General features: G+C 41.7%; 17 protein-coding genes. 3 read left to right on the forward strand and 14 right to left on the reverse strand.

The genetic code is table 11. The features are described from left to right. Positions 1 to 55: 55 nt before the first annotated feature. The 11 genes from DW125_RS04495 to ppk1 form a co-directional block, all read right to left on the reverse strand. Positions 56 to 397, reverse strand: a complete 342-nt coding sequence (locus DW125_RS04495; protein WP_021861145.1) for a nucleotidyltransferase domain-containing protein — start codon at positions 395 to 397, stop codon at positions 56 to 58. Between the two features lie 87 nt (positions 398 to 484). After that, positions 485 to 1,414, reverse strand: a complete 930-nt coding sequence (locus tag DW125_RS04500; RefSeq protein ID WP_021861146.1) for a hypothetical protein — start codon at positions 1,412 to 1,414, stop codon at positions 485 to 487. A gap of 47 nt (positions 1,415 to 1,461) precedes the next feature. Next, positions 1,462 to 1,968, reverse strand: a complete 507-nt coding sequence (locus DW125_RS04505; protein ID WP_117537248.1) for a hypothetical protein — start codon at positions 1,966 to 1,968, stop codon at positions 1,462 to 1,464. 358 nt (positions 1,969 to 2,326) lie between these two features. After that, the gene (locus DW125_RS04510) at positions 2,327 to 2,551 is read right to left on the reverse strand and encodes a hypothetical protein (protein ID WP_117537249.1); all 225 of its coding nucleotides are present in this window, start codon (positions 2,549 to 2,551) and stop codon (positions 2,327 to 2,329) included. Between the two features lie 6 nt (positions 2,552 to 2,557). Then, positions 2,558 to 3,091, reverse strand: coding sequence for a hypothetical protein (locus DW125_RS04515; RefSeq protein WP_117537250.1), 534 nt, complete (start codon positions 3,089 to 3,091; stop codon positions 2,558 to 2,560). Positions 3,092 to 3,443: 352 nt separating this feature from the next. After that, the gene (locus DW125_RS04520) at positions 3,444 to 5,432 is read right to left on the reverse strand and encodes a 2-isopropylmalate synthase (RefSeq protein WP_021861151.1); all 1,989 of its coding nucleotides are present in this window, start codon (positions 5,430 to 5,432) and stop codon (positions 3,444 to 3,446) included. Positions 5,433 to 5,595: 163 nt separating this feature from the next. Further along, the gene (locus DW125_RS04525; RefSeq protein WP_117537251.1) at positions 5,596 to 7,125 is read right to left on the reverse strand and encodes a sodium:solute symporter family protein; all 1,530 of its coding nucleotides are present in this window, start codon (positions 7,123 to 7,125) and stop codon (positions 5,596 to 5,598) included. Positions 7,126 to 7,577: 452 nt separating this feature from the next. Next, on the reverse strand, positions 7,578 to 8,051 hold the full coding sequence (locus tag DW125_RS04530; protein ID WP_117537252.1) for a methylglyoxal synthase: 474 nt from the start codon (positions 8,049 to 8,051) through the stop codon (positions 7,578 to 7,580). Between the two features lie 18 nt (positions 8,052 to 8,069). Then, the gene (locus DW125_RS04535) at positions 8,070 to 8,741 is read right to left on the reverse strand and encodes a hypothetical protein (RefSeq protein WP_021861154.1); all 672 of its coding nucleotides are present in this window, start codon (positions 8,739 to 8,741) and stop codon (positions 8,070 to 8,072) included. 70 nt (positions 8,742 to 8,811) lie between these two features. Next, entirely contained in the window at positions 8,812 to 10,848 is a 2,037-nt protein-coding gene (locus DW125_RS04540; protein WP_117537253.1) for a DNA topoisomerase, read from the reverse strand. Positions 10,849 to 10,864: 16 nt separating this feature from the next. Next, complete coding sequence (gene ppk1, locus DW125_RS04545) at positions 10,865 to 12,982, reverse strand: polyphosphate kinase 1 (RefSeq protein ID WP_117537254.1); 2,118 nt, start codon at positions 12,980 to 12,982, stop codon at positions 10,865 to 10,867. 182 nt (positions 12,983 to 13,164) lie between these two features. Between ppk1 and DW125_RS14565 the strand changes: the two genes are divergently transcribed. Next, positions 13,165 to 13,347, forward strand: a complete 183-nt coding sequence (locus DW125_RS14565; protein ID WP_117537410.1) for a hypothetical protein — start codon at positions 13,165 to 13,167, stop codon at positions 13,345 to 13,347. Here the strand turns inward: DW125_RS14565 and asd are convergent. Genes asd through DW125_RS04565 form a run of 3 tightly spaced genes read right to left on the reverse strand, consistent with a single transcriptional unit; the run spans position 13,335 to position 16,499 of the window. Next, positions 13,335 to 14,420 carry an aspartate-semialdehyde dehydrogenase gene (gene asd, locus DW125_RS04555; protein WP_021861157.1) on the reverse strand — a complete coding sequence of 362 codons (1,086 nt, stop codon included), beginning with the start codon at positions 14,418 to 14,420 and terminating at the stop codon, positions 13,335 to 13,337. The genes DW125_RS14565 and asd overlap by 13 nt on opposite strands. Positions 14,421 to 14,445: 25 nt before the next feature. Next, a complete protein-coding gene (argH, locus tag DW125_RS04560) occupies positions 14,446 to 15,843 on the reverse strand; it encodes an argininosuccinate lyase (RefSeq protein ID WP_117537255.1) in 1,398 nt (465 codons plus the stop codon). A gap of 41 nt (positions 15,844 to 15,884) precedes the next feature. Further along, complete coding sequence (locus tag DW125_RS04565; RefSeq protein WP_117537256.1) at positions 15,885 to 16,499, reverse strand: epoxyqueuosine reductase QueH; 615 nt, start codon at positions 16,497 to 16,499, stop codon at positions 15,885 to 15,887. 136 nt (positions 16,500 to 16,635) lie between these two features. On the opposite strand from DW125_RS04565, the gene DW125_RS04570 reads away from it, so the two are divergent. Together DW125_RS04570 and DW125_RS04575 are read left to right on the forward strand one after the other, a co-directional pair. Continuing rightward, positions 16,636 to 17,403, forward strand: a complete 768-nt coding sequence (locus DW125_RS04570) for an ABC transporter ATP-binding protein (RefSeq protein WP_117537257.1) — start codon at positions 16,636 to 16,638, stop codon at positions 17,401 to 17,403. Next, a complete protein-coding gene (locus tag DW125_RS04575; RefSeq protein WP_442873173.1) occupies positions 17,396 to 18,193 on the forward strand; it encodes an ABC transporter permease in 798 nt (265 codons plus the stop codon). Before DW125_RS04570 ends, DW125_RS04575 begins: the two co-directional genes overlap by 8 nt. The last annotated feature ends 127 nt before the right edge of the window (positions 18,194 to 18,320 follow it).

Here is an 18,320-nt window from a genome sequence, read left to right on the forward strand (position 1 = left end):
TTCTTTTGCTGTTTGAATTTGTTCTTCCGCTTCGTCTTTTGTTACAATGTAAAAATTAGGCTGCTTCAAACAATTTCACTCCCTCTTTCATTACATTTGTACAAAACGGATATACATCAACCCACTTTTGAAAATGTATTTCACTTTTCGCTATCGGCTTAATATCAAGATCATGATCCATATTGAACTCAAATGTCTCCCCAGACAAGTCATGCCGATACTGCTTAATATCCATATCCGACATATCCAGCAAAATCATAATATCTATGTCAGAATCTTTCGTATAATCACCTCTTGCATAAGAGCCATACAAAATCACTCTTCTTAAATGATTTCCATATATTTTTTGCAATATCTCTGTATATTGTTCCAACAAGATTTTTGTATTTGTGAACATACTGGTGCTCCGTTCTCAAATTCATAATTAAAAGGATTCCCTATAATTTTATTATAGCTGGAATATACAGGTTGTACAACCGGAGAATCATATCTCATACCAGAACATATAATCACAGCCTCTGACTGCTATATACCGATTCCCAACAAATTGAATTTCACACCAGCTAAGCTCTGAATCTTTCAAAGTAATTTCCCGCTCACATGCTTCTTTTTCGAGAGAATAAATGTATACTTTTGAGGTCTTCCCCGGTATCACATAAGCGCATCGCTTTCCATCCTCGGAAAATGCAAGCAAATCATTTATTTCAGTCAGTTTTCTAAAGCTATCCATTTTTCTGCTATCTTCTAATTTTACCAGATATGATTTCCAAGCCGGCGCAAAACATCCACGAAACCAAATTTTTTCTTTTCTGTCAAATGCATAATCCCAAAAATCCTGATCTTGCTCCATTTCATAGCGCATGAACATTTTCCCGCTTCTAAGCCATGCCAGCTCCTCCCAGAATACTTCTCTCCTATTTTCTTCGTATATCTTTCTATAACACAGCAAGTAATCTTTTTTTCTCTTGTTATAAAGAATCTGCAATAAATATGTATGCTCTGATTGCCAGACAACCTCTTCCCTGTAATCTTCATTTATATGAATTATCGTTAAAACAGCAGTGTCTTTTTTATCAGAATACAAGCCTGAATATACAAGTTGTTCCTGCTTATTGTATATCATATTTGTCGATTCACTTCGTACAAAATATCGTTCCTCATTCCATTTGATCCTTTTCACTAATTCTAAGGATGGTATTTTCAGCACATCAATAAATGTTGTATCTTTCCCCATCGCGAACAATGTATCTTCTACAACTAAAATCTGCGCATAATAATACTGCGGATTATCTCTTTTCAATATCTGATCAAATGATTGGTTATAAACACGGATTGAACGCGTATACAGTTCAATATAATACAAATTCTTATATTCAACAATCTGCCATGCTTTATCATTATATACAAAACTCATTGGCTTTCTCCTCTGCTTTCAGTCGGAAACTGTCTCTCTAACCTCTACTATCTTCTAAACGTTGTATCTTCTTCCCTCATGATAAATTTTACACCCACAAAGTCTTCTGCTCTGATTCCCTGATGTTTTCTGCCATCTGCAACAACATATGGCGGGCAAAATTTTCGGTCGGCATAGAGCCTTTTCCCATTTTTCAGATAAACACGCACTTCATACAATATATAAATCATTTCTTTTATATCATCTTTTGATACAACAATTACTTCTTCCGGCAATTCAAAACAAATATCATTTCCATTTATGATTACTTCGGCAATGAAATTGTAATCTTTGAACTTTATTATTATTACAATCATCAAATTTGCGACTATAAACCAGCCGCACAGTGCAAAAGTCGCATCTCCTCCGTACTTTACAGCCAAAACAAAAAACACAATATTTAATATAAATATTCCTTTTAAAATTTTCTTACCTATCCGAAGTGCTCTCGCATGTGTCCATGGATCTGACTTCGGTCCAAAAATATTTATAAGTAGCTTTTTCAGTGATTCCAACTATTATCTCCTTATCAAAAACTTATTCTATTACCTACTTTTTGACTCAATGTCTGTTTTTTTTTGTTTAAAGCTTGTTTTCTTGTTCAGTTTCTTAGCTCTATTTCTATCTTTTTTAATTTGAGCTTAGAATACTTCCTAATTTCTTTGGCTTTATTTTGAATATTCTGGATTAAAGCTTAACTCTTAACCAGTTTCTTTGACTTTATTTCGAATTATCTCAACTCAGACTTACTCTTGCAATTGATCCTATCAGGTTCATTCAATATTTCGTCATTTTAGGCTTATTTCCCCACTTATTTTTATTGACCGAAAAACGAATTTAATGCTTCTTATTAGAAATCTGTTCAGTGTATTTTTACAAAGTTTTCTCATTTACACTCTTCCCCTTAGAATACCCATAATAAAAATCATCCTGATTGACTAGCAGTTTCTTAATCCGAAAACACCTTGGAAACTCTTTAAATCCTTGTACCTGCGAACGATATTTCTTCATCACCTGGCGCGCTTTTTTCCAGCTCCCGAAATAACCTATCACTTTAATGCTTATACCATTCACATGTGTCAACTGATATACATACATAAATCATCACTCCATCTCATTAAGTCTTATCGCTTTTAATTTCATATCAGAAATACCATAAGTTTCCTGTAAATGTTTCTTCATTTCTGCTTCTAACTTTGTTTCAAAGATAATCTTCTTCTGCTTTTTATCAAAACAATAGAACTGGTTCTTCTTCCGATTTTGATACACAAAACATTGTGCATGATCTTCATAATCATGTACTTCATCCATAAATAATGGATCTCCCCAGACATTTGTATCATACATAGCAAAATCATACTTTATATCTATCTGTTGCAACACAAACCCCTTTTCTACAGTTATTTCATAAGGTTCATAATACTCAATTATAAAACCTTCTTCCCAGAAATCATTTTCTTCATTGATCTTTCTTTCGCTAACCCCAAAGCTGTCTTCTTTCCCTGCAAATCTTGGTTGCTTTTTGAATTTCTCCAGCCCTTTCTTTAACTGCTCTTCGGATGAGTACACTGCCAGGATTATCTCGTCATCATTCGCCGGATCATCGTCCCAGTAGTTAAATGATAATTCATATAACATAGATTCACCTCTTTCTCAGATAATTTATCTTACATATATAGTAACAATCCACAGCTCCACTTTGTGACATATAATTTCAAAGTTTTTAAAAACAGCAGGGAAATTCTGTTTCATGTATTCAGAAATTGCCCTGCTGTCGTGCTGTTTATATTATTATCTTTCTTTGATTAAAGCTTATCATTACTGTAAGTATAGCAAAGTTTTGTTGCATTTGGAAGTTTTACTTACGGAATCTGCCACTGGAAGCTTCCTCCGGATACTATAACAATTAAAAAGCACCTCTCCCATGTCCTTTTACGGAACAACTGAAAGCGGTGCTTCATCTTATTTTCTCATTTTATTCTCTTCTTAATTATTTCTGATTGCGGAACTGAATCGGTGTCATGTTGTAAGCTTTCTTGAACATACGATTGAAATGCTCCACGTTCTGATAGCCGACTGTGAGTGCAATATTTTCAACGGTCATATTGCTGCTCTTGAGTAATGCTTTTGCTTTTTTCATGCGGATTTTCTTTACCAGTTCGCCAAATGTCATGCCGGATTTTTCCTTAATATATTTGGAAATATATGGCTTGGACAGGTAGAATTTCTCTGCCAGATCATCCAGTGTCACATCAATATAATTTGCCTGAATATAATTCATAATCTCGATCATTCTTGCATCTTTGCATGTATCGGCGCTCCCAATATCTTCCAGCTTGTTGACTGCAACTGTCAGCGCTTCGATAGATGCTTTGATGATATCTGCATCGATACCAACGCCCCAGAATGGCTTGCCGTTGCAGAGGATTCCGACATAAGCAACAGCTTTGGAAGAAGATCCCTTTGTCAGAGAATGTTCTTCATAGAAGCTCAGTTCATAGCTAACGTTGAAATACTGTTTCAGTGCGTTGCTGACAGCGTCCAAACGTCCGTTACCCATTGCTGTGATCGTGCGGTTCTCATTCTGGTGATTGATTGTTACTTCTGCAGTAATTCCATCCGTCTGTTTGAAATGGCACTCGTCTACATGGAATACTGGTTTTGTATTAATGTAGTTATCAGAGAAGATCTGATATACCCATTCCGGACTCAACTCTTTGTGCGCCTTGTCGGATACGTCTTTTACAAGGTATCCTACCTCTGCACGCATCTGCTGTGGCAGGTTGATGCCGTGGCTCTGTTTCAGGATGTAGTTGACTCCACCCTTACCGGACTGGCTGTTGATACGGATAACATCGGAATCGTACTCTCTTCCGACATCCCTCGGATCGATCGGCAGATACGGAACTGTCCACAGATTGCTCTTGCTCTCTTCTCTGCACTGCATTCCTTTGGCGATCGCATCCTGGTGAGATCCTGAAAATGCCGTAAATACAAGATCTCCGGCATATGGCTGACGCTCGTAAACGTGCATTCTTGTCAGTCTCTCGTATGTCTCGCGGATCTCTTTCATATTAGAGAAATCCAGTCCCGGATCCACACCCTGTGAGTACATGTTCATACCCATAGTTACAATATCTACGTTACCGGTACGCTCTCCATTTCCAAATAAAGTTCCCTCGATTCTGTCTGCTCCTGCCAACATTCCAAGCTCTGCTGTTGCAACACCGCATCCACGGTCGTTATGTGGATGTAAGCAAAGAATAACATCATCTCTGTATTTCAAATGTTTATTTACATACTCTAACTGACATGCAAATGTATGTGGCATCGCATTCTCTACGGTTGTCGGAATATTGATGATCGCTTTGTTGTCAGCTGTAGGTTTCCATACATCCAATACTGCATTACAAACTTCTACTGCATAATCTACTTCTGTTCCATGGAAACTCTCCGGGCTATACTGGAATGTGAAGTTACCATCTGTCTCGTTTGCCAGTTTTAACAATAACTCTGCACCATCTACTGCAATCTTCTTAATTTCTTCTTTGCTTTTCTTAAATACCTGTTCTCTCTGTGCAACAGATGTAGAATTATAAAGATGTACAACTGCATGTGGAGCACCTTTAACTGCTTCAAATGTTCTCTTGATAATATGTTCTCTTGCCTGTGTCAGTACCTGTACGGTAACATCATCCGGAATCATATTTCTCTCGATCAATGTGCGCATGAACTGGTACTCTGTCTCAGATGCTGCCGGGAATCCGACCTCAATCTCTTTGAATCCGATATCTACAAGCATCTGGAAGAACTCTAACTTCTCTTCCAGACTCATTGGCTCGATCAGCGCCTGGTTACCGTCACGTAAGTCAACGCTACACCAGATCGGTGGTTTTTCAATATGATCTTTCTTTGCCCAATCGTATGTGACCTCCGGCGGCATAAAATAAGACCGCTGATATTTTTCATAATTTTTCATGTGTATTACCTCTCCTTCTATACAAAACTCATTGAATAATAATCATCAATTTAGTTGTTTATTTTTAACACTCACTTATACTAACACAGCTACATTAAAAAGGGAAGTGGTAAATTTAATCACTTCCCTTGATGTTTTTTAATTTATTGTATTAGATTGTGTCTTATTTTGCCTCCAAAGAGCGTTTTTTCGTTATCACGACTTTTTCATCGTAACATTCAAAAATCTGATCCACCTTTCCGGTATCCGGTTTCGGTGATAATGCGCTCACTATCGGCACAATGATAAGTCCTGCGATCATCGCGATCGCTCCTGCATTGATTGGTGAAGCAATGTAGCCGATAAACATGTTCGATACGGTAATACCGACACCTGCTGCGAAGCTTGCCCATACAGCCGCTTTGGAAACTCGTTTCCAATACAATCCATATAAGAACGGTGCCAGAAATGCTCCGGCTAGTGCGCCCCAGGAAATTCCCATAAGCTGTGCGATAAAGGTCGGCGGATCTAATGCGATTGCTACGGAAAGCACGATGAAGAATACGATCAGTACCTGCATCGTCCGCACCTGCTTCTTCTCGCTCATATTTTTCATAACATTGTCTTTTAAGAAGTCCAGTGTCAGTGTAGAACTGGATGTCAGTACGAGTGATGCCAGCGTGGACATGGATGCGGATAAGACAAGTACGATCACAATTCCGATCAGGATGTCCGGTAACGTAGACAGCATATACGGAACGATACTGTCAAAGACGACATTTCCTGTCTCATCGTAAATAGATGCATTGTCAAATAATCGTCCGAATCCTCCGAGAAAATAACATCCTCCGGAGATCACAACTGCAAATAATGTGGATATCACAGTTCCTGTATTGATTGCTTTCTCGTCTTTGATCGCGTAAAATTTACCGATCATCTGCGGCAGTCCCCATGTTCCGAGGGATGTCAGGATTACAACGCCTAACAGGTTCAGCGGATCCGGTCCGAAAAAGGATGTAAATGCGCCCGGCTGTCCCATCGTCACAGGTACATCACTTGGAATCTCTGCCATCTTGCGAATGGCCTGGATAAACCCTCCCTGTCCGCTAAGAACAGCTCCGATAACTCCGATAATTCCGCCTAACATGATGATTCCCTGGATGAAATCGTTAATCGCTGTCGCCATATAGCCTCCGAGGATAACATACACTGCTGTAAATGCTGCCATTCCGAGAACGCAGTATGTATATGGAATGTTAAATGCCATTCCGAACAGTCTGGATAATCCGTTGTATACGGACGCTGTATACGGTACAAGGAAAATAAATACGATTGCTGATGCAGTAATTTTCAGTGCCTTACTTCCGTATCTCTCTCCGAAGAAATCCGGCATTGTCTTGACATTCAGATGCTGCGTCATAACTTTGGTTCGTCTTCCCAATACAACCCATGCCAGCAAACTTCCAATAATCGCATTGCCAAGTCCGATCCATGTACTTGCAAGTCCGTATTTCCATCCGAACTGTCCTGCATAGCCGACAAATACAACTGCCGAGAAGTAGGATGTTCCATATGCGAAAGCAGTCAGCCACGGTCCTACTGACCTTCCTCCAAGAACAAATCCGTCAACACTGGTTGCATGCTTTCTTGAGTATACACCTACCGCCACCATCACAGCGAAGAATAATACAAGAAGTACAATCTTGATTCCCATAATAAACCCTCATCTTTCTTTTTACTTTTGTTTCTCTCGTTCCTTTTTAAGCAGAGGTTAGCTTCTCAATTCCTATCTTTCACCTGTTTCTTTACTAACTCCGTTTCTATTGTCGCTTTAAAGCGTAACGCTTTAAAGCATTAAAGCTTTAATTTCTTTTCATAGGATATCACAGCAACTGTGTACTTGTCAATAAATTTTCTCTCTTTCACCTTATCAATATCTGTAAAACCTGACACTGGCAGATTTCTCAGATACTATGGCAGTAAAAAACAACCACCTTGCAAGTAATATTGTATTTATAACAATGTTTTCCTGCATGATGGCTGTTTTTTATTCTATATAATCTTTACGCTATAATACCTGTAGATTGTTCCATGCTTCGCACTCTCACAATCCCTCTCTCTATTCGCATATCGTGGTCTTAAAATCCCACTTTCATGCTCATATCATTACTTCATCTGATTCACGCGGTCCTGGATCGTCTTGTTGAAGTTCTCAACCGTACGGCTGTAGCTTTCAGACATATATTTGGACTGCAGCATGAAATCTGCTGTTGCAAGGTTATTTGCAACCGGGATGTCATAAACAACAGCAATTCTAAGCAATGCCTTTACATCCGGATCGTGCGGCTGTGCCTCTAACGGATCCCAGAGGAATACCATGAAGTCAATCTGTCCTTCTACGATCTTAGCACCGATCTGCTGGTCTCCGCCTAACGGACCACTGTTGTAAGCTTTCACCGGAAGCCCGGTCTTCTCTGCGATCAGTCTGGCTGTTGTTCCTGTTCCGCATAAGAAATGATTTTTCAGGATGTCTTTATTTCTGTCACACCAATCTACAATTTCTTTTTTCTTTCCGTCGTGTGCTACCAGTGCAATGTGTTTTGTTTTCGCAATTTCAAATGATACATATCTGTCGTCCATATCTGGTCCTCCTTATCATTAATCTTCGTATTTCTCAACCACTTCACCCTGCTTTTTGTAAATGCTGTTTGCCGGCACATAACCGCGCACGCTGGAAAGCGGGTAAATATTGGTGTGGCTTCCGATCACACTTCCCGGATTCAGGATGGATCCACATCCGACTTCTACTTCGTCTCCGACCATAGCGCCAAATTTCTTGATTCCAGTCTCGATATTTTCTTTCGGTGTCTTCACAACAACCAGTTTCTTGTCTGATTTTACATTGGATGTAATAGAACCGGCTCCCATGTGGGACTTGTAGCCAAGAATCGAATCACCGACATAATTGTAATGCGGTACCTGTACTTTATTGAACAGGATAACGTTTTTAAGCTCTGTAGAGTTTCCGACAACCGCACCTTCACCTACAATCGCATTTCCACGAATAAATGCACAGTGTCTGACTTCTGCGTTCTTTCCGATGATCGCAGGTCCGTGTACATAAGCAGATGGAAATACATTCGCTGATTTGGCGATCCATACGTCCTCTCCTACTTTGTCATATTCCTCTTCCGGTAATGTTTTTCCCAGTTCCAGAATGAAAGCACTGATCTTCGGCAGCACTTCCCATGGATATGTCACACCTTCAAAAAGATTTTTTGCGATTGTCTCATCCAGTGTGTATAACTCCTTCACTGTTATTTCTTTCATTTGTTTCTTTTCTCCTTTACAGTAATCTCTCTTTTGTATCAGCATACCACGTTCTTAAGTAGCTGGCAAATCATTTACCTTTATTCGTCTTCTTATAAAACTGCGCGATCTTATCATAGCAGTTTCTGAGCTGGCTCTGATTTCTGAGTCCACGCACACCCTCGGTGCGACTGACGATAAAATGATCCAGCTTCTGCATATATTCTTCGGAAGTAATGTCACCTTCCGCAACATAGTTGAGTCCTTTTTCCCAGCTTGCGGTCAGTTCCGGGTTAAGGAGTGAACGGATGGAATTCTGCACAACGTCATATACCATCTCTCCGAGCATGGACGGAGTTACGATCTGCGTCTTTTTATTAAGAGATAAATATTTGATGTTAAATAATTTTTTTAAAATCTCTCCCCTTGTTGCACTTGTTCCGATTCCGCTTCCTTTAATCTGTGCACGCAGTTCCTCATCTTCGATCAACTGCCCCGCATTTTCCATTGCAAGAATCAGTGAACCGGAATTGTAACGCTTCGGCGGTGATGTCTTTCCCTCTTTGATGTCTAACGCCTGTACCGGGAGAGACATACCCTTTTTTAACGTCTTGATCTTCTCAAAAAAGTTTACATCCGCCTCCATCTGTCCATCGTTTTGTCCGTCATCCGGACTGTCAGCGTTATTTGTCTTTGCTTTTTTCTTCGCCGGATTGCCTGCGACTTTCAGATATCCTTCTTCTGCCAGTACTTTGAAACTGGAGAAAAAGGACTCTTCCTTGATTTTTGTCACAATCGCAACTTTCTGGTATACAGCCGGTGGATAGAAAATACTCAAGAAACGTCGCACGATCACTTCATACACCTGTTTGGATAGATGGGATAAACCATTCAACGCCCCCATACCCTGTCCGGTCGGAATAATTGCATAGTGATCTGTGATCTGTTTGTCATTTACATACCTTGTCTTCTCCAGTCCTTTATGGGAACCGAAGGATACGATTTCTTTCAGATATGGAACGGCAACGTCATATTTCATCAGCCCGTTTAAGTTCTTGTGGATCTCTTTTGCCACTGCTGTTGAGAGGACACGGGCATCCGTTCTCGGATATGTAACCAACTTCTTCTCGTATAATTCCTGCACGATTCTGAGTGTCTCATCCGGGCTGATCTTGAATCTTTTGGAACATTCATTCTGGAGCTCCGCCAGGTTATAGAGAAGCGGCGGATTCTTCTTTTCCTTTTTCTTCTCAATGGAAGTGATCTGACAGGTCAGTGGTTCATTATTTTCTTTTAAATACTGAATGAGCGCCTCTGCTTTGTCTTTTTCTTTGAAACCATTTTCCTTATAAAGATCAAAGGATTCAAAATAGCGGGAGCCCTTCACGGCGCGCCATTCTCCCTCGAATGTCTGTCCGCTCTCCCCGATCGCACTGAGCACACGGTAAAATGGCGTCTCCACAAACTCACGGATCTCCCGCTCTCTGCGCACGACCATTCCGAGGACGCACGTCATGACACGCCCTACCGATATCACGGAATATTTTGTATTCAGGTAACTGGAAATACTGTTCCCGTATTTCAGTGTCAGCAGTCTGGAAAAATTAATTCCCATCAGATAGTCTTCCTTCGCGCGAAGATAAGCGGACGCCGACAGATTATCATACTCGGAGAGGTCTTTTGCTTCTCTGATCCCTCTTAATATCTCTTCCTCTGTCTGCGAATCAATCCACACACGAAGCCTTTTCTTGCCGGTCACCTGTGCCTGCTGCTCCACCAGGCGGTAAATATATTCTCCTTCTCGCCCGGAGTCGGTACAGACATAGATTGTATCCACATCCGCTCTGTTTAATAACCCTGCCACGATCCGGTACTGTTTTGCAACACCTGGGATTACTTCGTATTTGAATTCCTGCGGAATAAAAGGCAGAGTCTCAAGGCTCCACCTTTTCAGCGACGGATCATACTCTTCGGGATAACTCATTGTAACAAGATGCCCAACGCACCACGTTACAACGGCTTCTTCCGATTCCAGATATCCGTCTTTTCTCTTTGCAAAAATATTCAGTGCTTTGGCAAATTCCTGCGCCACACTTGGTTTCTCCGCGATATATAATGATTTCCCCATATATCTTATCTAACTCCTAGTGAAATATATTTTTTATCTTTGATAAAAGACCTTTTTTCTTCTTCGGTCGTTCTTTTGTTTTCTCTGCCGCCCGAATCATCTCGTCCATGAAAACTGCCTGTGAATCAATATATGGTTCTGTCAGTTCTCTCTTTCTGTAAGTGCCATCTTTCTGCAAAATACGCGCTTTGATATTATCACTTAACATCACTTTCAAATCATGATTAATAATTTTCTTAATCTCTTCATCCAGCACCGGACACGCAACTTCCACACGTTTTTCTGTGTTTCTCGTCATCATATCTGCCGAACCGATATAGATCTTCTGTTCTTTTCCGGTTCCAAAGCTGAAAATACGCGGATGTTCCAGAAAGCGTCCGACAACGCTCATCACGCGCACATTTTCTGTATATCCCGGTACACCCGGAAGAATACAGCAGATACCGCGCACGAGGAGATCTACTTTTACACCGGCACAGGAAGCCTTAGATACTTTCTTAATAAAATCAACATCTGTGACGGAATTCATCTTCATCACGATGCGTCCTTTTACGCCTTTTTTAATCTCCTCATCCATCATTACAAGAATTTTCTGCTTCAGGCTGGTCGGTGAGACGATCAGATACGTATAATGACCATCCAGATTGCCCGTCGCCATATTATTGAAAAATGCAGACGCATCTTTTCCAATAGCCGGATCTGCTGTTATCAGAGACAGATCGGTGTACATTGTTGCTGTCTTCTCGTTATAATTACCGGTTCCTACCTGGGTAATATACTGGATATCTCCACGGTTCCGGTAAGTGATCAGGCAGATTTTGGAATGAACTTTGTAATTTTCAAATCCATAGATTACACGGCATCCGGCTTCTTCGAGACGCTCAGACCAGTCAATATTATTCTGCTCGTCAAATCTTGCCCTCAGCTCAATGAGAACGGTAACTTCTTTGCCATTCTCTGCTGCAGCACACAAATATTCTACCAGTCTCGCCTTACTTGCCAGACGGTAGATCGTAATCTTGATCGTCAGCACATTCGGATCTGTCGATGCTTCTTTGATGAGATTCAGGAACGGTTGCATACTTTCATATGGATAGAATAATAACAGGTCTTTCTTCCGGATCTGACGCATGATACTGCCATCTTCTACTGCCGCAGACGGCTGTGGTGAAAACGGCGGATAGATCAACGCTTTCTTCAATGGCTCCGGCAATTTTCCGCTAATTGCAAAAATATATGACAGCTTCATCGGCATCTTTGTCCGGAAAATCTGATCCGGAGTGATCTGGAATTTCACGCAGAAAAATGCCTGCATATCTTCGCTTAATTTCTCAGCTACTTCCAGGCGTACCACTGCCATTTTTCTTCTCTTATGCAGGGTGCTCTTCATAAGTTTGCGGAAATCGTCCGTTACTTCCAGTGCCTCATCATCCGGCGCAACGTCTGCATTTCTTGTCACGCAAATGTAGTTTGCATCGGAAATGTCATACCGGGTAAAGACAAGATCCAGATATTCCATGATCACTTTTTCCATGCGGATATAACGGATATCCTTGCCTGGTAAATATAAAATATCGGAAATAAACTGCGGAATCGGAACGATACCCATATGCACTTTATTCTTTTTGTCTTTCTGTGTAAGACTTGCCGTTACATAGATTTCTTTATTCAGAAGATGTGGGAACGGATGATTCGCATCCACAATCTGCGGAGACAATACCGGAAGAACCTGTTCTTTGAAATATTTCTTCACATATTTTCTTTCCTGCTGGTCTAACTCTTTAAAATCCAGCCCGCACACACCGTAAGGACTCAACTGACTCTTGATGTCAGCATAGGTCTTATCACGCTCTTTGTAAAGCGGTGCCACCGCAGCGTAAATCTTCTCAAGCTGTTCCATCGGTGTCATGCCGGACCGGCTGTCCGTTGCCTGCGCATCTGTATGTGCCATGTCAAACAGACTTCCGACCCGGATCATGAAAAATTCATCCAGATTGCTTGTGAAAATCGCTACGAATTTCATTCGCTCCAGAAGCGGAACGGTAATATCTCTTGCTTCTTCCAGTACCCGTTTATTAAATTCCAGCCAGGAAAGCTCCCGGTTCTGTGTATAATTCAAAATTTCTTTTTTCATGTCCTCTCGTCCCTTCCTGTCTGTGCGTGATTATTTCTGTATTCTGCATGCTCCCACAAGATTACATCCTACTTTCGTATGTTTTCTATCATACCACATTCTGCCCGGACGGACAAGAAAGGAAGGCGTAAGCCCGATTGTGTCCCGGCTCGCCTTCCTTTTATGCATCTCTGGTATATCTTATGATACCAACGGATTACTATGTGCTAACGCACTCCCGTAATCCTACCCACTATTCGCATATCGCGGGATTAAAATCCCACTTTTATGCTCATATTGGGGCGAGCCCCAAAGTCTTACAGCCACTTATGAGCAAGCTCCTGTGGCTTCAGACTTTTTGGCTCTGGTATCATTATTTCGCCTGAATGTATCCCTTGGCTGTAAGTGCTTCTGCGCAGAGCACAGCTCCACCTGCTGCTCCTCTGACTGTGTTGTGAGACAGACCAACAAACTTATAATCAAACATGCTGTCTTCTCTGAGACGCCCGATGGATACGCCCATTCCATTCTCGTAATCTACGTCCATTTTTACCTGCGGACGGTTGTCCTCTTCCAGATACTGGATGAACTGCTTCGGAGCACTCGGAAGTTCTGCTTCCTGTGGGAATCCTTTGAAGTTTACAAGCTTCTCGATAAGCTGTTCCTTTGTAGGCTTCTTCTCAAAATTGATAAACACTGCTGCTGTATGTCCGTTAAGAACCGGTACACGTAAGCACTGGCATGTAATCTTCGGTGACTCGGCAAGTGTGATCTGTCCATTCTCATATGTTCCGAGAACACGAAGCGGCTCCTGCTCACTCTTCTCTTCTTCTCCGCCGATATAAGGGATAATGTTCTCCACCATCTCCGGCCAGTCTTTGAATGTCTTACCTGCTCCGGAAATTGCCTGGTATGTTGTTGCAACAACTTCCTTCGGTCCGAATTCTTTCCATGCTGCAAGGCAAGGTGTATAACTCTGGATAGAACAGTTTGGTTTTACTGCGATGAATCCTCTTGTTGTCCCAAGACGTTTCTTCTGGTCGTTGATCAGTTCAAAATGAGCTGCATTGATCTCCGGTACTACCATCGGTACGTCCTTTGTCCAGCGATGTGCACTATTGTTGGAAACAACCGGTGTCTCTGTCTTCGCATATGCTTCCTCGATCGCACGGATCTCGTCTTTTGTCATATCTACAGCGCTAAATACAAAATCTACATCAGCAGCTACTTTCTCCACTTCATTAACATTGGCAACAACCAGTTTCTTCACTGCTTCCGGCATCGGTGTGTCCATCTTCCAGCGTCCACCAACTGCCTCTTCGTATGTCTTTCCTGCAGATCTCGGGCTTGCTGCCACTTTTACTACTTCAAACCAAGGGTGATTTTCCAGCAGAGAAATAAAGCGCTGTCCTACCATACCTGTTGCTCCTAAGATTCCTACTTTTAACTTCTGTTCCATCTTTTCTCTCCTTCTTTAATTCTCTCTATTCACTTACACCATCTTCATATGCTGACAGATAATCCTGACAGATCTTTATTACCTGTGCCATCGCATCGTGTCCCGGCGCACCGATCGTCAGACGCTTATTTACACAAGTCTTTAAGCTGATAGCTTCATAAATATCTTCTTCAAATACCGGGCATATCTCCTTGTACTCATCTAACGGAAGATCATCCAGTGCGATCTTTTTCTCGATACACAGAAGTACCAGTCTTCCGACAATACCGTGTGCATCTCTGAACGGAACTCCGTGATTTACCAGATAATCTGCCGCATCCGTCGCATTGGTAAATCCATGTCTTGCACTCTCTGCCATGCGCTCTTTATTAAACTGCATGGTCTTTAACATTCCTGTAAATAAAGCAAGACAGCCCTTTGTTGTATCGATTGCATCAAATACCCATTCCTTGTCTTCCTGCATGTCCTTATTATATGCAAGCGGGATTCCCTTCATCGTTGTAAGGAACGAATTAAGTGCTCCATACACTCTTCCGGTCTTACCTCTTACAAGTTCTGCAATATCCGGATTCTTTTTCTGTGGCATAATACTGCTTCCGGTGCTGTATGCATCATCAATCTCCACAAACTTATATTCATTGGTATTCCAGATGATCACTTCCTCTGAAAATCTGGATAAATGCATCATGATCGTAGACAATGCAGATAACAGTTCGATCAGATAATCTCTGTCGGAAACACCGTCCATACTATTAAGTGTCGGTCCGTCAAAGCCAAGCAATTCTGCTGTATACTCACGATCCAGCGGGTATGTAGTACCTGCAAGTGCTCCTGAACCAAGCGGGCAGGTATTCATTCTCTTCGCAATATCGATAAGTCGCTCATGATCTCTCTTAAACATCTCAAAATATGCGCCCATATGATGTGCCAGTGTGATCGGCTGTGCTTTCTGTAAATGCGTAAAGCCCGGCATATAAGTGTCAAGGTGTGCTTCCATCATCTCAAGAAGTACTTCCATCATCTCTTTCACCAGATGATTAAGCTCTTTGATCTCATCTCTCGTGTAAAGTTTCATATCTAATGCGACCTGATCATTACGGCTGCGTCCGGTATGCATCTTCTTTCCTGCATCACCGATCCGGTCGATCAGTACCGCCTCTACGAAGCTGTGAATATCTTCATACTCAGAGGTGATCTCAAGCCTTCCTTCTTCTACATCTTTTAAAATTCCATTCAGTCCATCAAGGATCTGGTCTCTCTCTTCTTCGGTCAGGATTCCCTGTTTTGCCAGCATTCTGACATGTGCCATGCTGCCCTTCATATCCTGCGCATAGAATCTCTTATCAAAAGAAATCGATGCGTTAAAGTTATATACAAGCTGGTCTGTTTCTTTGGTGAAACGCCCGCCCCATAATTGTGCCATCAGCTCTACTTCCTTTCGCAAAAATATTGTAAATAATTTTATCACATTTTGTCACGGTTTTCCATGGAAAATTCACATCCACAATAATCTTGTCGATATAGTCCATATATTTTCGATAATTCGATGGAACGTTTGTATCCATTTTTCTTCTTAAAATCAGATAACAGATATTCCACCTCGTATTCTTCACCCAACCGCTGTCCAATCTCATTTAAACGCTCTGCTTTCTTAAGCGGGCTGATACTGAGTGTCGTTGTAAAATAATCAAACCCGGCATTTTTAGCGATCTTTGCCGCTTCCCTTAAGCGCAGCTCATAGCACTTCATGCAACGTGCGCCTCCTTCTTTTACATGCTCCAGACCACTTGCCATCTCATAAAAGCGTTCCTTATCATACGGACCTGCCATAAAGGATATCGGATGCTTCGCAGGCAGCTCATCAATAAGCTTCTGCTGCTCCCAGATTCTTTTTGTATATTCGCTCTCCGGATAAATATTCGGATTATAATAAAAAACCGTGATCTCAAAATACTGGCTCAGATATTCCAGCACATAGCTGCTGCATGGTGCACAACAGCTGTGCAGAAGAAGTTTTGGAACTCTCTCCTCCTTCGTCAGTTTTTCAAGTGTCTTGTCCAGTTCTTTCTGATAATTCATAAGTTACCTTCTCTCTGTTGTTTTAACATACTACAAAATTATAGCTTTTCTGAAATCCTATGACAAGTAAATACTTGCACTTATTTCTTATATTTACATAAACTAATATTAAATTCCTGTGCGGAGTCTGTAAAATATGGAACAAGTGCTTGAACTTCGACACATTTATTATTCCTATCACACGCCGGAAGGAGAGACACCGGCGCTTGCCGATATTTCTTTTTCTCTTTCCAAAGGAGAATTTATCGCCATCGTCGGACCGTCTGGCTGCGGCAAATCTACCCTGTTATCCGTGATCTGCGGTCTTCTGTCTCCGGAAAAGGGGCTGATCCGTATCAATGGCAAATACATGCGGGAAAGTACGACAAATATCGGATATATGTTACAGCATGATGAGCTGTTCGAGTGGCGGACAATTTTCAATAATGTCATCCTCGGACTGGAAGTACAGCATATGCTGACTGCAAAGACAAAAGAGAAAGCCGGAGAACTTCTGGATCTTTACGGTCTTGGAAATTTCAAAAATTCCCGACCTTCTGAGCTGTCCGGCGGCATGCGGCAACGTGCCGCTCTTATCCGCACACTCGTACTGGATCCGGATCTTCTGCTTCTGGATGAACCATTCTCCGCGCTGGATTACCAGACCAGACTCCAGGTCGGGGATGATATCGGACAGATCATACGGAAAGAAGGCAATTCTGCCATTCTGGTCACCCATGATCTCTCAGAAGCAATTTCCCTTGCTGACCGGGTGATCGTCTTATCCGGAAGACCGTCAACGATACAGCAGACGATTCCACTTATCTTTGACCTTGATCGGGATACACCGCTTGCAAGACGCAATGCTCCCGAATTTAAAACATATTTTAATCTGATCTGGGAGGAGCTGAATGCAAATGTATGAAATATCCAGAACACATGCAGACTATCTGAGGACAATACGAAGGCATAAACACATTGTACACATTTCCCGAATACTGATTCTTCTAAGTTTTCTTTTTATCTGGGAATTTACTGCAAATGTCGGCATCATCGATTCTTTTATTTTCAGCAGTCCGTCAAAGATTGTACAGTGCTTTGCCGGCATGGCTGCTGACCAGAGCATTTTCCTGCACATCGGTGTCACGATTTACGAAACACTTTTAAGCTTCCTGCTCGTCATTGCCATCAGTATCCTGATGGCAGTTCTTCTCTGGTTCAGCCCAAAGCTTTCAGAAATTGCAGATCCTTATTTGGTCGTGCTGAACAGCCTTCCAAAATCTGCTCTTGCACCGCTTCTGATTGTCTGGCTCGGTGCAAATAAAACGACGATCATTGTTGCAGGAATGTCTGTTGCCATCTTCGGGAGTATTTTAAATCTTTATACAAGTTTCCACACCGTAGATGCCGGGAAACTGATGCTGGTCTACACACTTGGCGGCAGCCGCTTCCATGCGCTGTATAAAGTCGTTCTCCCCTGCTCACTGCCTGCCATCATCAGTAATATGAAAGTCAACATCGGGCTCTGTCTGGTCGGCGTTATCATCGGCGAATTTCTTGCCGCCAAAGAAGGGCTTGGTTACCTGATCATCTACGCAAGTCAGGTATTTAAAATGGATTGGCTTCTAATGTCTATTCTTTTGCTCTGCATCCTTGCCACTATCCTCTATTCGCTCATCAATCTTCTGGAGAGGCGGTGCAGGCGCCGTTATTAGAACAACCAAAAAGGACCATTCACTGCTACGTGACGGTCCTGTCTACATATCTTATTCTACAAACACGCAAATTCATCCTGAATCGCATATTCTGGTTTTTGAAATATATTCTCTAAAAGTCTTCTGA

Source organism: Dorea sp. AM10-31 (genome assembly GCF_003435815.1).
GTDB lineage: Bacteria > Bacillota > Clostridia > Lachnospirales > Lachnospiraceae > Dorea_D > Dorea_D hominis.